Here is a 15,067-nt window from a genome sequence, read left to right as displayed (position 1 = left end):
TGGGGAGCGGGTGTCAGAGGAGCTCGAGGATGGTGGCGTTGGCCTGGCCGCCGCCCTCGCACATGGTCTGCAGGCCGTAGCGGATGCCGTTGTCGCGCATGTGGTGGACCAGGGTGGTCATGATCCGGGCGCCGGAGCCGCCGAGCGGGTGGCCGAGCGCGATCGCGCCGCCGTCGGGGTTGAGCCGGTCGGCGACCCCGGCGTCGTCGCCGGCGATGTCGGCCAGCCAGGCCAGCGGCACCGGCGCGAACGCCTCGTTGACCTCGAAGGCGCCGATCTCGTCGAGCGAGAGCCCGGAGCGCTTGAGCGCCTTCTCCGTCGCCGGGATCGGGGCGGTCAGCATGATGACCGGGTCGGCGCCGGCCAGCACCGCGGTGTGCACCCGGGCGATCGGGGTGAGTCCGAGCTCGCGCGCCTTCTCGCTGGTGGTCATGAGCAGTGCGGCGGAGCCGTCGGAGATCTGCGAGGAGTTGCCGGCGTGGATGACGCCGCCCTGGTCGGCGTCCTTGAACACCGTCTTGAGCTGGGCCAGCCCCTCCAGCGTGCCGCCCCGGCGGATGCCCTCATCGGCCGAGACCCCCGCGATGGGTGCGATCTGGCCCTCGAAGCGGCCCTCGTCCTGCGCCTGCGCGGCACGCTCGTGCGACAGCAGCGCGAACTCGTCGAGCTGAGTCCGGGAGAAGCCCCACTTCTCCGCGATCATCTCCGCGCCCACGCCCTGGTTGGGGGCCACTCCGTAGCGCGCGGCGAAGTCCGAGCCCAGCGGGTCCTGGTCCTGACGTGAGGAACCCATCGGGACCCGGGTCATGGACTCGACACCACCGGCGACGGCCACGTCGTACTGACCCGCGATCAACCCGGCCGCGGCGAAGTGCACCGACTGCTGGCTCGACCCGCACTGCCGGTCCACGGTCACACCGGTGACGGTCTCGGGGAACCCCGCGGCCAGCGCGGCGTTGCGGCCGATGTCGAAGGTCTGCTCGCCGCTCTGGGACACGCAGCCCCAGATGACGTCCTCGATCTGCGCCGGGTCGACGCCGGACCGCTCGACCAGGCTGCGCAGCACGTGGGCCGACAGGTCGGTGGGGTGGATGCCGGCGAGGCCGCCCTTGCGCTTGCCGACCGGGCTGCGTACAGCCTCGACGATGACTGCGTCTCGCACGGTGTCCGCTCCTTCGCGACGGTGGACGGCGCCCGGGAGGGGGCCGTCGGCTCGCCACGACGGTAGCAGGAAACAGTCAGTGTTGACTGCCACGGAGCGGTGCGACCCGGGTCACGCCGGCCACGGAGCTCCCTCGACCGGCGCGCCACCGTCCACCGGTACCTCGACGCCGCCGGGGCGACGCCGAGGTACCGGTCTGTCCCGGACCGGCGGCGCGGCACGGACGCGGCGGGCCGGTACGGGACCGGGGTCAGGCGGAGGTGGCCGACACCCGGCCGGCCGTCGCACCCTCGGCGGAGGCGGTGGCCTCGGTGGCCGCGGTGACGTCGGCGGGCTCGGCCGCGTCGCGCCCGAGGATCCCCTCCTGCGCCGCGACGAGCGTCGGCACGGTGATCTGCCCGGCGACGTTGGTGGCGGTGCGCATCATGTCGAGGATCGGGTCGATGCCGATCACGACCGCGATCCCGGCCGCGATCACCGCGGGCGGCATCCCGACCGCGGCGAGGGTCAGGGTCAGCATGGTGAACCAGCCGGTCGTCCCGGCGGTGGCCAGCGCCCCGAACACCGCGACGGCGACGATCACCAGGTACTGCCACGCCGCGAGCTGCACCCCGGAGATGTGCGCGATGAAGATCGTCGCGAGCGCCGGGTAGACGGCGGCGCAGCCGTCCATCTTGGTGGTCGTGGCCAGCGGGACGGCGAACCCGGCGTAGTTGCGGTCCACGCCGAGGTCGATCGCGGCCTGCCGGGACATCGGCAGGGCGGCGCCGGACGAGCGGGAGACGAAGGCGAACTGCAGCACCGGCCAGGTGGTGCCGAAGAAGCGGCGCGGCCCGATCCCGGCCACGACCTTCAGCAGCAGCGGGTAGACCCCGAACAGGACGATCGCGCAGCCGAGGTAGACGGTGACGATCAGCCCGGCGAGCGAGGAGACGACGCCGCTGCCGTAGGTGGCGAACGCGGTGCCGATCAGGCCGAGCACGCCGATCGGGGCGAGCACGACGATCCAGCGGATGACCGTCAGGACGATCTCGAACGCCGAGCGGGAGAACGCGACGAACGGCTCGGCCTTCTCCCCCAGCGCGTAGGCGGCGGCGCCGATGAGCAGCGCGGCGACGACGACCTGCAGCACGTTGTCGTCGGCGAACGCGGCGACCGGGTTGTCCGGCACCAGGTTCGACAGCAGCGCCTCCCACGATCCCGCGGTCCTCGCGCCCACGGCCTCGACGTCGGCCGGGTCGGCGGCGATCGTGACGCCCTCACCGGGCCGCCCGATCAGCCCGATCGTGATGCCGATCAGTACCGCGACCAGGGAGGTCCCGGCGAACCAGGCGACGGTGCGCCCGCCGAGCCGGGCCGCGGTGCGGCCGCCGCCGAGGTCACGCAGGCTGACGATGCCGACGACGATCGCGAGGAACACCAGCGGCGCGACCGTGAACTGCAGCAGGCCGGTGAACAGCCCGCCGACGGTGTCCAGCGTGGTCGCGAGACCCGCGGACCCGGTGACCCGGGCGGTCAGCCCGAGCAGGGCGCCGAGCACGAGCCCGGCGACGGTGAGCAGTGCGAACACGCGCGGGCGCTGCCAGGCGCGTGCGGCACGGACGACGAGTGACACGGGTTCCCCCAGGAGGTGCGGTACGGGTGTGGGCGGCGGTCAGCGCCGACAGCCCGTGGCGGGACGGCGGCACAGGTCGATCACCCGCCGGCACACCAGCCACACACCCGTCCCCCGCACAGGAGCGAGCAACGCACCCGTTCGCCGCGTTCTTCCCGCAGGACGGAGGCACGCAGCGTGACCCGTACCTCCGTCCTGGGCCGTCACCGCACCGGTGGGGTGGTCGCGTGCGCGGCCGGCTCGGCCCCGTCGCGGCCCGCGGTCGCGAGGTCGATCCCCCGGGTCTCGGGCAGCAGGTACACCGTCAGCCCGGACACCAGCAGCAGCACGATCGCGTAGCCGAGGAACAGGCCGGGCCTGCCGATCTCGGCGAACAGCGTCTGCAGGTAGGGGGCGGTCCCGCCGAACAACGCGACCGCGATCGAGTACGGCACGCCGAGCCCGGCGGCGCGCACCCCGGTCGGGAACATCTCGGCGTAGAGGGCGGGCCCGACGGCGCAGCCCGCCCCGATCAGCGCGAGCGCGACGGTCATCGCGACGAACAGCGTCGGCCCGTCGTGGATCATCGCGTCGAGCGGGAACAGCGCCAGGACGAGCACCGCGCCGGGCACGAGCAGGGTGCGGCGGCGGCCGAACCGGTCCGAGGCGGCGCCCCACAGCGGCAGCAGCACCATGAACACCGCCAGCGCACCGGCGCCGGCCCACAGCGCCGCCGCCGGGTCCACCCCGCGCGCGGTGATGGCGTACGCCGGGGCCGCGACCGACCAGACGTAGTAGACGACGGTCAGACCGCTGGTCAGGAACACCACCCGGGCCAGCGCCTTCGGGCGGGCCAGGACCTGGCGCCACAGCGACGGGCGGCCGGGGGTCGCGGCGCGGGCCTCCTCCTCCCGTGCGTAGGTGTCGGACTCACGCATCCGCAGCCGCATGACCAGCGCGTACAGCCCGAACAGCCCGCCCAGGACGAACGGCACCCGCCAGCCGTAGGCGGCCATCTCCTCGCGGGTGAGCACGCTCGACAGGACGGCTCCGAGCACCGTCCCGACCAGGATGCCCGCGGTGCCGGAGAAGTAGATGAGGCTCGACCACAGCCCGCGCCGTGCGGGCGGGGCCATCTCGGCGAGGTAGGTCTGTGCGGCGGGCAGCTCGCCCCCGTGCGCGAGGCCCTGCGCCAGCCGGGCCAGGACCAGCACGACCGGTGCGGCGATGCCGATGACGGCGTGGGTCGGGACGAGCCCGATCACCAGGCTGCCCACCGCGGCGGTCGCCACGCACAGCGCCATCGACAGCTTCCGGCCGCGGCCGTCGGCGATCCAGCCGAACAGGAAGCCGCCGAACGGGCGGGCGACGAACCCGACGGCGAACACCGCGAGCGTCTTGAGCAGGGCGGTGCCGGTGTCGTCGCCCGCGAAGAACTGCGGGGCGAAGAACGCCGAGAACGTCGCGTAGACGTTCCAGTCGAACCACTCCATGGCGTTGCCGGCGCCGATCCCGAGGATCGTGCGACGCCGCTCGGTGCGCTCGGTCATGCCGCCACCCCCGCGGCCGGGGCGAGGCGGGTGGTGGCGAGCGCGGCGTACAGCGCGGTCGCGTCGGCGAGGACGCCGTCGTCGAAGCGGGCGAGCGGCGAGTGGTTCATCGGTGCGGTGTCGGGGTCGGCGCCGGGTGGGCAGGCGCCCATCCCGAGGAACGCGCCCGGGACCGCGGCGAGCACCCGGGAGAAGTCCTCGGAGCCGCTGACCGGGTTCGGTGCGAGCCGGAAACGGTCCTCGCCGAGCAGCTCGGCGCACACCCCGGCGGCGAACCCGGCCTCGTCGGCGTCGTTGACGGTGCGCGGGTACTCGTCGGTCCAGACGACCTCGGCGCGGACGCCGTGCGCGGCGGCGACACCGTCGCAGACCTCGCGGACCAGCACCGGCAGCGTCGCGGCGTGGGCGTCGGAAAAGCTGCGCACGGTCGCCTCGAAGCGGGCGGTGTCGGGGATGACGTTGCGCCGGGTGCCCGCGGCGACGACGCCGACGGTCAGCACGACCGGGTCGAACATGTCGAAGCGGCGGGTCACCATCGTCTGCAGGGCGGTGATCATCTCGGCGGCGGCGGCGATCGGGTCCCGGGCGGTGTGCGGGTTGGAGCCGTGACCACCCGCCCCGTGCACGACGACGTCGAGCGCGTGCGAGGCGGACAGGAACACCCCGGGCCGGGTCGTGACCAGCCCGGCGGGCATCCGGTTGGCGAACACGTGCAGGCCGTAGGCGTGGTCGACGCGCCGCCCGGCGGCGGTCAGGACGCCCTCGGCGAGCATGTGGCCCGCGCCGTCGAAGCCCTCCTCGCCGGGCTGGAACATGAACACGACGTCGCCGGCGAGGTGGTCGCGGTGGGCGCTGAGCAGCCGTGCGGCCCCTGCCAGCGCCGCGGTGTGCAGGTCGTGCCCGCAGGCGTGCATGGTGCCGGTCCGCGCGGCGAAGTCCTCGCCGGAGCCCTCGGCGACCGGGAGACCGTCCATGTCGCCGCGCAGCAGGACCACCGGGGCGTCCGCGCCGGCGCCCGGGGCGGTGCCGCGCAGGACGGCGGTGACCGACGTCGTCGTCGTCCCCTCGGTGATCTCCAGCGGGAGCCCCTGCACCGCGGCCAGTACCCGGTCACGGGTCCGGGGCAGGGCCAGCCCGACCTCGGGGTCACGGTGCAGCTCCCGGCGCAGGTGCACCAGGTCCGGCTGCAGCGACCGGGCGTCGTCACGAAGATCCACAAGCGTCCCCTCGGGTCGTACCGGCGGGCCACGCTGCCCGCCGGAGGTCCTGCCCGAGTCTCGGAGCCCGCGCGTTACGGCACGTAACATCGACGGATCCGATCCGAATCGGGGGCCCCGTGGACGGAACCGACCGTCATCCGCTGTCCGAGGACGACTTCGCGCTCGTCCACGCGCTGCAGCTGCACCCGCGCGCGAGCTGGGCCGGGCTCGGCCCGGTGCTCGACGCGGCGCCGGTGACGCTGGCCCGGCGCTGGGCCCGCCTGCAGGGGTCCGGGCACGCGTGGATCAGCTGTTATCCGGTGGTCGGCGAGGACGCCATGCAGGTGGCGCTGGTCGAGGTGGACTGCGCGCCGGGGCGGCTCGCCGGGGTCGTCGCGGCGCTGGACTCCGAGCCGTCGGTGATGACCATCGAGTACGCCGCCCGCGGCCGGGACCTGCTGCTGACGGTGAACGCGGCGTCGTTCACGGAGCTGTCGGGGCTGGTGCTGGACCGGATCGGACGGGTGGCCGGGGTCGCGTCGGTGCGCACGCACCTGGCGTCGCGGGTGCACCGGGAGGGCAGCCGGTGGCGGCTCGACGCGCTCGACACCCGGCAGGTCGCGGCCGTGCGCGCGCTGCGCCGGGCGGACACGACACCGCAGGCGGCGGGTGTCGACCTGCGGGGGCCGGTGTACGCGCCGCTGGTGCGGGAGCTGTGCGCCGACGGCCGGGCGAGCGCCGCGGAGCTCGCGGACCGGGTCGGGCGGCCGGCGTCGACGGTGCGCCGGCAGCTGTCGGCGCTGGTGCGCTCGCGGGCACTGGTGTTCCGCTGCGAGGTCGCACAGCTGCTGACCCGGTGGCCGATCTGCGTGACGTGGTGGATCCGGCTGCCGACCGCCGCGGTCGAGCACGCGGTGCGCCGGGTCCGGACCGATCCGCGGGTGCGGCTGTGCCTGTCGCTCACCGGGCCGGAGAACCTTCTGGTCACGGCGTGGACGCACTCGCTGGGCGAGCTGGTCGGGATGCAGTCGGCGCTGGAGCGGTCGCTGCCGCAGGCGCAGATCGTGGACACCTCGGTCATCCTGCGGACCCGCAAGCGGATGGGGTGGCTGCTGCACCCCGACGGCCGGGCCACCGGAGCGTGCGTCCCGGTGTTCCCCGGCTGAGGAGGGTCAGAGCCAGGCGTCGCGGACGTCGAGCGTGGTCCGGTCCAGCGACGCGAGCAGGTCCAGCTGCGGGCCGGTGCGGGGCAGCTCGTGGCGCACGAAGTAGCGGGCCGCGGCACGCTTGCCCTCGCACAGGTCGCCGTCGCGACCCTCGGCGGCGAGCGCCTGCTCCAGCCAGATCCAGGCGAGCACGACGTGCCCGACGGCCTCCAGGTAGACCGAGGAGTGTGCGACCGCCAGCGCCGGGTCGTCCTGGCCGTGCACGATCCCGGTCACCTCGACGACCCGGTCCACGGCCGCCGCGACGGCGTCGGCGTGCACGGCGAGTTCCCCGCCGACCGCGCGTCCGCGCTCCACGGTCTGCCCGATCGTCTCCCGCAGCAGCGTCAGCCCGGCGCCGCCCTGCATCACGACCTTGCGGCCCAGCAGGTCCAGGCCCTGGATGCCGTGGGTGCCCTCGTGGATCGGGTTGAGCCGGTTGTCGCGGTAGAGCTGCTCGACGTCGTGGTCGCGGGTGTAGCCGTAGCCGCCGTGGATCTGGATGGCGAGGTCGTTGGCGTGCAGGCACCACTGCGACGGCCAGCTCTTCGCGACCGGGGTCAGCACCTCCAGCAGCAGGTGCGCACGGCGGCGTTCCGCGTCGGTCCCCGCCGTGCGCTCCTCGTCGAGGAGCCGCCCGCAGTACAGGTTCAGCGCGAGCGCACCCTCCACGTAGGACTTGCTCGCGAGCAGCATCCGGCGCACGTCGGTGTGGGCGACGATCGGCACCTGCGGGCTCGCCGGGTCCTTCGCCCCGGCCGGGCGGCCCTGGGTGCGGGTACGGGCGTGGTCGAGGGCCAGCAGGTAGCCGGCGTAGCCGAGTGCGGTGGCACCCGCCCCGACCCCGACCCGGGCCTCGTTCATCATGTGGAACATCTGGGCCAGACCGGTGTGCGGCTCCCCCACCAGGTAGCCGACGGCGCCCGCCTCCCCGCCCGGGGTCGCGCGGCCCTCGCCGAAGTTCAGCACCGTGTTGACGGTGCCGCGGTAGCCCATCTTGTGGTTGAGCCCGGCGAGGGCGATGTCGTTGCGTTCGCCGTTCTCCAGCACCCGGGGCACCACGAACAGCGAGATGCCCTTCACCCCGGCCGGTCCGCCGGGGATCTTCGCCAGCACGAGGTGGACGATGTTCTCCCCCAGCTCGTGCTCGCCGCCGGAGATCCACATCTTGGTGCCGGTGATCCGGTGCGTGCCGTCGTCGCGCGGCTCGGCCCGGGTGGTGACGTCGGCCAGCGACGACCCGGCCTGCGGCTCGGACAGGCACATCGTGCCGAAGTAGCGGCCCTCCACCATCGGGCGCACCCAGGTCTGCACCTGCTCGGAGCTGCCGTGGGTGAGCAGCAGGTTGGCCGCGGCGACGGTGAGCATCGGGTAGGCGGCGGTGGCGACGTTGCCGGCGTGCAGCCACACGAAACACGCCTGGACGACGACGGCGGGCAGCTGCATCCCGCCGACCCGCTCGTCGAGCCCGGCGCCGACGATCCCGGTGTCGCCCAGCACCTTCAGCGCGGCGCGGACCTCGTCGGGGAGCGTGACGCGCTCGCCGTCGAACTCGGGCTCGCGGGTGTCGGAGACCTTGCGGTGCGGCGCGAAGTGCTCGGTCGCGACCTGTGCGGCGAGGTCGACGACGGCGTCGATGGTGCCGCGGTCGTGCTCGGCGTAGCGCTCGCGGTCGCAGAGCTCGACCACCCGCAGCCAGTCGTGGAGCAGGAAGTCGAGGTCGGCACGGGAGATCAGCTGCGCTCGCACGGCACCCACGATCGCACCCCGGGGCGGGTCCGGGGAAGCGGGCCGCTCAGCCCCCGGCCGCGAGCGCCGGGGCGAACGCCGGCGACCCGGACCGGCCGGTCCGTACCAGGCCGGCGACGAGCTCGCCGACGGCCGGGGCGTACTTGAAGCCCTGGCCGGAGAACCCGCCGAGGACGACGGTGCGCGGCTCCCACGGGGCGAGCGCGACGATCCCGCGGCGGGTCGGGGTGTAGCCCTCGACGTAGGACTCCAGCCGGGCGGGCCGGTCGGACATGCCGGCGAGGCGGGCGGCGACCGCACCGGCCCAGTCCCGGGTGTAGCCGGCCTCGACCAACGGGTGGTGGTCGGCCGGCGAGTGGACGCGGGGCTGCGGCTGCTGGTGGTTGATCTTGACGGTCGCGCCGTCGACGGCGGGGAAGAACGTGTGCACCGGTGCCGCGGTGTGGATCCCGGGCGGGAAGACCGCGGGCGCGAACCGGGCAGGGTCCCGCACCCCGAACCAGCTCAGCACGACACGGCGCTGCTCGATCCCGGTGACGCCCGGGACGAGACCGGCGCCGTGACCGGTGGCGATCACGACGTGGTCGGCGACGGTCTCGCCGTCGACGGTGTGCAGCACGACGCGCCCGCGCCGCCTGCCGACGCCGACGACGGTGACGCCCTCCCGGACGGCCGCCCCGGCCCGGCGGGCCTCCGCGACGAGCCCGCGGGTGGCGGTGCCGGCGTCGAGCAGCCCGCCGCCCGGGTCGAGCACGGCCACCTCGTCCGCGCCGAGCAGGTGCGCGGGCCAGCGCGCGGCCGCCGTGGCCGCGTCGAGCACGGTGGTCCGGCCCGGCAGCGCGACCGCCCGGACCCGCGGGTCGTCGCGGGGGCCGAGGGTGAGCGCGCCGCAGGCGGTGAACGGCGCGCCGGGCAGTCCGGTCCAGAGCTCACGGCTGCGGTCGAGCAGGCGGACGTGGTCCGGCCCGGTCGCGACGGCGGTGCGGAAGATCCGCGTCCCGCCGCCGGAACCGCCGTCGGGGTGGCCGACGCGCCCGGACTCCACCCCGACGCAGGACACCCCGGCGCGGGCCAGCGCGAGCAGCGACGCCGCGCCGAGCACACCCAGCCCGACGACGGCGCACTCGACCGACCCGGCCCGCCTCACGGGTGCTGCGACCGGATCCGGGCGTCCGCGGGCAGCGGCACGCGGGCCGGGTCCCGGGGCAGGCGTCCGGGCCAGACCAGGCAGAGCAGCGGCGGCGCACCGACCGCCCGCAGCGCGGCGACGGCCGTCACGACGTCCTCGGTGGTCGTCGCGGCGGTCTCGACGACGAGCACGCTCGGCCCGCCGTCGCGCACGCTGCACAGGTCCTCGTGCGCGAGCCGCGGGACCCGCAGGGCCCGCACGACCGGCGTTCCGGGGGCGACGGTCGTCGCCGGGGCGCCGGGGGTGAGGTCGCGGTACTCACGCCGGTCCCCCACCAGGGCGGCCGCCTTGACCAGCTCGGACGCGACGTCGCAGGCGGGCTCGCGGGTCAGCTGGACGACGGTGAGGCGGTCGACGTGGCGCAGCAGGTCGCGGTAGGCACCGGCCAGGCGCGGCACCGCGTCCGGTGCGGTGCCCGGGGCGAGCACCGGCACGTCGAGCCGGGCCCGGAGCCGGTCCTCGGGGTGGGCCTCGGGCAGCAGTCCGCGGCCGCGGCGGACCGCGGGCACCCCGAGACCGGCCAGCAGCAGCGCCGCACCGGCGCCGACCCCGGCCGCGCCGCCGACCCACCACGCGGTCGGGACCTCCGGCGCGACGACCGGATCGGGCCCGTCGACGACGACGGTGACCTGCCCGGTCCGGTCGGCCAGTGTCCGGCCGAGCTGCTCGGCGACCGGATCGGTCCCGGTGGTGCCGGAGCTGCCGGTGGCCTGGGCGTCGGCGGCCCGCCGGTCGATCTCGGCGCGCAGCGGCTGGGTTCCGCCGGTGGTGACGGCGGCGTCGAGGGCGCCGATGCGCTCGCGCAGCGCGGTGACCGCGTCGTCGGCCAGCGCGGTGGCGGTCGCGTAGTCGGTGCCGGTGGCGCGGACGGCGACCACACCCGGTTCGGGTGCGGTGAGCACGAGGCGCCCGGCGACGTCGGTGACGGTGGAGCCGGTCAGCTGGGCGACGCGATCGGTGAAGGCGGCGCTGCCGGCCGCGGCGAGCGCGCGGGCGGTGGCCGGCCCGGGGTCGGCGGTGCCGACCGAGCCGACCTGCACCGACGTCGTCGCGACGGTGGGCGGCGGGAGGAGCACGGCCAGGCCCGCCGCGCCCGCGGCCGCGAGCAGCACGGCTCCGGTGACGGGCGCGCGGCGACGGCGCAGGGTCGCGCCGATCTCCGCCAGGGCGCCGTTGCGGTCCGCCCCGGACGGGACGGCTGCCGGTGCCGCGGCCGGGACCGGTGCGGCCGCAGGGGTGGTCGACGGGGCCGGTGCCGCGGTCCGGTCCGGCCGGGGCGCACCGGGCGGGGCCGGACCGTCGAATCCCGCCGGCAGCGCCGGTCCGGACCCCGTCGGGGCCGGGTGCAGGGGTGCGACCGGGGACCGCTGCGGGGTCGGTGCGGGGGTGGGCACGGACGCCGTCGGCGGCACCCGCGGGATCGACGAGGTGGCCGGGGACGGACGGGACGGTGCCGTCGGCGCCGGTGCGCCCAGCGGTGCGGACCGGGTGGGCAGGGCCGAGGAGCCGGTGACCGACGCCGTCCCCGTGACCGCCGACGGTCCGACGGGCGTCGTGGCCGACACCGCGCCGTGCGCATCGTCCGCGCCGTTCCTGCCCTTCGCGCCGTCCACCGAACCCGGACCCGGGGCCGGGGACCGGGGCGGGGACTGGGTGCCGGTGCGGGGTGAGGTCGGCAGCGACGTCGGGGTCGCGGTGCGGTGTGCCCCGGCGCGCGGCTCGGTCCCGGCGCGTGCGTCGGTGCCGTTGCGTGCGTCGGTGCCGTTGCGTGTCTCGGCTCCGGTGCGCGACTCGGTCCCGTGCTGCGCGTCGGTGCCGCTGCGCGGGTCGGCCCCGGTGCGCGGTCGCGTCTGGACGGTGTCCTCCACCCCGGAAACACCGGAAGCGTCCGGGGTACCGGGCTCCGCCGACGACGCGACGGGCTCGGCCCGGGTCACCGCACCCGGCGGCGGCACCAGTCCCCGCCGCCGCGACCGGGCCCGCGCCGGCATGCCGGGGCGCGACGACGGCTCGGCGGACCGCGGCAGCTCAGCCGACCGTGGCAGCTCAGCGGCACCGGTACCGGCGTCGCGCACCGGGGGTCGCTCGTCGCCCCGCGCCGGGGCCGCACCGGCCGGCGACGGAGTCACCGCGGGCAGCGCCGTCGTCGCGGAGGCGTCGTCGACGGCACCCGGGGCTCCGCCGGCCGGCTCCCGCGGTGCGTTCTCGCGGCGGTAGGGCGTCGGCCGGGACGGCGACGACCCGGCTGACGTCTCCGCCGGTGCCTCGCGTCGCGGCGGGACCAGCGGGGCCCGCGGGGTCCTGGTGCGGGCCATCAGCGGGACCCCGCGACCAGGGCCGGGCCACCGGGCAGGATCTCGGTGACCACGCCGGCGGGCGTGACCTCGGTGATCGTGGCCTCGCGCGGCTGCGGCATCCCGGCCGCCGCCTCGGGGCCGAAGTGCTCGGCCAGCCACGACGGCCGGTAGACCGTGTCCAGGTAGCGCTCCCCCATGTCCGGGGCGAGCGCGACGGCCGTGGTCGTCGCGTCGCCGTGGCGGCGCAGCCAGTCCGCGGCCCCCGCGACGACGGTGCCGGTCGACCCGCCGAACAGGAACCCGCGGCGGGCCAGGGCGTGGCACGCCTCGAGCGTGTCGGGCTCGGCGACGTGCACGACGTCGTCGATGTAGGACTCGTCGAGCGCCTCCGGGCGGACGCTGGTGCCCAGCCCCGGGATCATCCGGGGCGTCGGCCGGTCGCCGAAGGTGACCGACCCGGCCGCGTCGACGGCGACCACCCGGACCGGACGCGGCCGGGACCGGAAGTAGCGGGCGCAGCCCATCAGCGTGCCGGTCGTGCCCGCGCCGACGAAGACCACGTCGAGCTGCGGGAACGCCGCCTCGATCTCCGGCCCGGTCGTGACCTGGTGCGAGCCCTGGTTCTCCGGGTTGGCGTACTGGTTGAGCCAGACGTAGCGGTCGTCGCCGGCGACCAGCGAGCGGACCAGCGCGATCCGGGTGGCGAGGAAGCCCCCGGCGGCGTCGGGGGTGTCGACGACGCGGACCTCCGCGCCGAGCGCCTCCATCAGCCGGTGCGTGGCCGGGTTGCAGCGCGGGTCGGTGACGCAGACGAACCGGTAGCCCCGGCTCGCCGCGATCATGGCGAGCGCGACGCCGAGGTTGCCCGAGGAGGACTCCACGAGCACCGATCCGCGGTGCAGCAGGCCGCGCCGCTCGGCGTCGGTGACCATGCCGAGCGCGGCCTTGAGCTTGACCGATCCTGCGAAATTGAAGCCCTCGCACTTGAGGTAGACCGACAGTCCGAGGACCCCGGTCAGGTCGACGTACAGGTCGTCGGTGTTGAAGTCTTCGGGTGCGGAGATGACGGTCATCGTCGACCCCTCGTGTACCAGTGGTGGCGGCTCAGCCGTGCCGGCTCAGCTCGTGGAAGAAGTCGTCGACGGTGTGCAGCTCGCCGGCGCGGGCGACCTCGGCGTGGACGAACCGTCCGACGGCGAGGTCGAGGACCCCGAGGCCGAACGGGGAGAACACGACCGTGCGGTCGGTGGGGACGGCCAGCGTGCCGTCGAGCACCTGGTCGAGGGTGCCGTCGACGAAGTCGCGGTTCCCGGTGGCCTGTTCGGCCAGGTGCGGGGAGGTGTCGGCCTTGAGGCAGTGCTCCACGTCGTCGAGGACGTTGAAGGCGCTGAGCACGATGTCCGCGGACAGGTCGCGCAGCGACACGTTCAGCACCAGCGGGTGGTGGTCGAACCAGGCGGGGTCGTACACGTGCGGGGTGCCCGCGACGGTCGCGAAGATCACCAGGTCGCTGCCGCGGACCAGCGACTCGGCGGAGTCGTGGATCCCGACCGCGCCGGGCGCGGTCCGCTCGACGTGGCCCCGGAACCCCTCCGCGGAGTCGGCCGACAGGTCGAACACGCCGACCTCGTCGAAGGTCCATCCGGTGCCGACCAGGAACTGGTGGATGTAGCGGGCGATCAGCCCGGTCCCGACGAACCCGACGCGACGCGGGCGGGCCCGGTCGCGCGAGAGCCGGTCGGCCGCCGAGGCCGCCGACGCCGCGGTGCGCGTCGCGGAGATGATCGAGCTCTCCAGGCAGGCGTACGGGTAGCCGGTGCGGGGGTCGTTGAGGATCAGCACCGCCGAGGCCCGGGGGACGCCGCGGGCGACGTTCTCCGGGAAGCTGGAGATCCACTTGATGCCGTCGACGCCGGTGTCGTCCCCGGTACCGCCCAGCGACGCGGGCAGCGCGATGATCCGCGACGACGGTCGGTCGGGGAACCGCAGGAAGTACGACGGCGGGTTCACCGTCGCGCCGGCGCCGTGCACCCGGTAGGTGTCCTCGACGAGCTCGACGAGCTCCTTCTCCCGCCCGCCGAGCGCCCGCGCCACCTGGGCGCCGGAGATCACGGAGAAGGCGGGGACGGACTCGGCCGGGGCGTTCATCGGGCTCCCTCGAAGGCGGGGACGGCGACGCCGTCGGTCATGGCGACGACGACGTGTCGGTCACCGGTGTAGGGGTCGCGGCCGTGGGCGAACCGCAGGTTGTCCACGACCAGCAGGTCGCCGTCCTGCCAGGGCTCGCGGACGGCGTGCCGGTCGTGCGCGGCGTTGATCTCGTCGACGACCGCCTCCGGCACCGGGGAGCCGTCGCCGAAGCGGGTGCTGAACGGCAGCCCGTCCGGGCCGTGCATCTCCAGCAGGAACTCGCGGACCTCGGGGTCCATCGCGAACTCCGACAGGAACGCGATCTGGTTGAACCAGACCCGCTGCCCGGTGACCGGGTGCATCAGCACGCCGTGCCGGCGCTGGCGGGTGCGCAGCCCGCCGTCGGGCGTCCAGACCGTATCGATGGCGTTGGCCCGGCAGTAGCGCTCGACGGCGTCGCGGTCGGCGGTGCCGAACGCCTGTTCCCAGGACGCGCCGATGTCGTCACCGTAGGAGCGGGTGAGGATCCAGCCCTCGCGCTCGACGCGGTCGACGAGTGCGGGCGGCAGGTCCGCCGCGACCCGGCTGGTGTCGACCAGCGGCGTCGCGCCGCCGGTCTCGGATGCACGCAGGCAGGCGAACAGCAGCGTGGCGGGCGTGTCCAGGACGTAGGACAGCTCGTGGTGGGCGCACATCGGCTGGCGCGCGGGCCACGGGGTGGCCGAGTAGACGCCGTCCGACAGCAGGGTCCGGGCGGCGATCGCCTCGCGCTCGACGTAGCTGCCGGTCCCCAGCCGGGCGGCCACACCGGCGACGTCGGCGACGGTGCGCAGGCCGAGCCCGCGCACCAGCACGACACCGTGGTCGTCGAGCAGGTCACGCAGCGCGTCGCCGTGGCGCTCGGTCCAGCCGGCGGCATCGCCGCCCGGGCCCGCGTCGAGGACGGGCGGTCGTCCGGGGTGCGGGCGCACCCCGAGCAGTGATCCGGTCAT

At 75.4% G+C, this 15,067-nt stretch carries 11 protein-coding genes; 1 reads left to right on the top strand and 10 read right to left on the bottom strand.

Annotated elements, in window-relative coordinates; all coding sequences use genetic code 11:
- Window positions 1-13: 13 nt before the first annotated feature.
- From AC0GKK_RS26200 to AC0GKK_RS26185, 4 genes are all read right to left on the bottom strand, one after another.
- Entirely contained in the window at window positions 14-1,162 is a 1,149-nt protein-coding gene (locus AC0GKK_RS26200; RefSeq protein ID WP_489882809.1) for a thiolase family protein, read from the bottom strand.
- Window positions 1,163-1,412: 250 nt separating this feature from the next.
- Window positions 1,413-2,777, bottom strand: coding sequence for a dicarboxylate/amino acid:cation symporter (locus AC0GKK_RS26195; protein WP_489882808.1), 1,365 nt, complete (start codon window positions 2,775-2,777; stop codon window positions 1,413-1,415).
- A 203-nt stretch (window positions 2,778-2,980) separates the two neighbouring features.
- Window positions 2,981-4,306 (bottom strand): MFS transporter, encoded by a 1,326-nt coding sequence (locus AC0GKK_RS26190; protein ID WP_489882807.1) that lies wholly within the window; start codon window positions 4,304-4,306, stop codon window positions 2,981-2,983.
- Window positions 4,303-5,523: a M20 metallopeptidase family protein gene (locus AC0GKK_RS26185; RefSeq protein WP_100877496.1), complete on the bottom strand. Its 1,221-nt coding sequence runs from the start codon at window positions 5,521-5,523 to the stop codon at window positions 4,303-4,305. The genes AC0GKK_RS26190 and AC0GKK_RS26185 overlap by 4 nt, the downstream gene beginning before the upstream one ends.
- 119 nt (window positions 5,524-5,642) lie before the next feature.
- Here AC0GKK_RS26185 and AC0GKK_RS26180 point away from each other — a divergent pair, with 119 nt between their 5' ends.
- Window positions 5,643-6,671 (top strand): Lrp/AsnC family transcriptional regulator, encoded by a 1,029-nt coding sequence (locus AC0GKK_RS26180; protein WP_083474155.1) that lies wholly within the window; start codon window positions 5,643-5,645, stop codon window positions 6,669-6,671.
- Between the two features lie 6 nt (window positions 6,672-6,677).
- On the opposite strand, the gene AC0GKK_RS26175 is transcribed toward AC0GKK_RS26180, so the two are convergent.
- Genes AC0GKK_RS26175 through AC0GKK_RS26150 form a run of 6 tightly spaced genes read right to left on the bottom strand, consistent with a single transcriptional unit; the run spans window position 6,678 to window position 15,067 of the window.
- A complete protein-coding gene (locus AC0GKK_RS26175; RefSeq protein ID WP_489882806.1) occupies window positions 6,678-8,459 on the bottom strand; it encodes an acyl-CoA dehydrogenase in 1,782 nt (593 codons plus the stop codon).
- Between the two features lie 46 nt (window positions 8,460-8,505).
- The gene (locus AC0GKK_RS26170) at window positions 8,506-9,606 is read right to left on the bottom strand and encodes an FAD-dependent oxidoreductase (protein ID WP_489882805.1); all 1,101 of its coding nucleotides are present in this window, start codon (window positions 9,604-9,606) and stop codon (window positions 8,506-8,508) included.
- The gene (locus AC0GKK_RS26165) at window positions 9,603-11,963 is read right to left on the bottom strand and encodes a hypothetical protein (RefSeq protein ID WP_489882804.1); all 2,361 of its coding nucleotides are present in this window, start codon (window positions 11,961-11,963) and stop codon (window positions 9,603-9,605) included. The genes AC0GKK_RS26170 and AC0GKK_RS26165 overlap by 4 nt, the downstream gene beginning before the upstream one ends.
- Window positions 11,963-13,018: a 2,3-diaminopropionate biosynthesis protein SbnA gene (sbnA, locus tag AC0GKK_RS26160; RefSeq protein ID WP_489882803.1), complete on the bottom strand. Its 1,056-nt coding sequence runs from the start codon at window positions 13,016-13,018 to the stop codon at window positions 11,963-11,965. The genes AC0GKK_RS26165 and sbnA overlap by 1 nt, the downstream gene beginning before the upstream one ends.
- 31 nt (window positions 13,019-13,049) lie before the next feature.
- Window positions 13,050-14,093 carry a 2,3-diaminopropionate biosynthesis protein SbnB gene (gene sbnB / locus AC0GKK_RS26155; RefSeq protein WP_489882802.1) on the bottom strand — a complete coding sequence of 348 codons (1,044 nt, stop codon included), beginning with the start codon at window positions 14,091-14,093 and terminating at the stop codon, window positions 13,050-13,052.
- The gene (locus AC0GKK_RS26150) at window positions 14,090-15,067 is read right to left on the bottom strand and encodes a TauD/TfdA family dioxygenase (RefSeq protein WP_489882801.1); all 978 of its coding nucleotides are present in this window, start codon (window positions 15,065-15,067) and stop codon (window positions 14,090-14,092) included. Before AC0GKK_RS26150 ends, sbnB begins: the two co-directional genes overlap by 4 nt.

The sequence above is a fragment of the Pseudonocardia sp. P-1 genome (assembly GCF_058111925.1).
The sequence above is the reverse complement of the archived record's forward strand: the minus strand, read 5'-3'. Positions and strand labels throughout refer to the sequence as shown.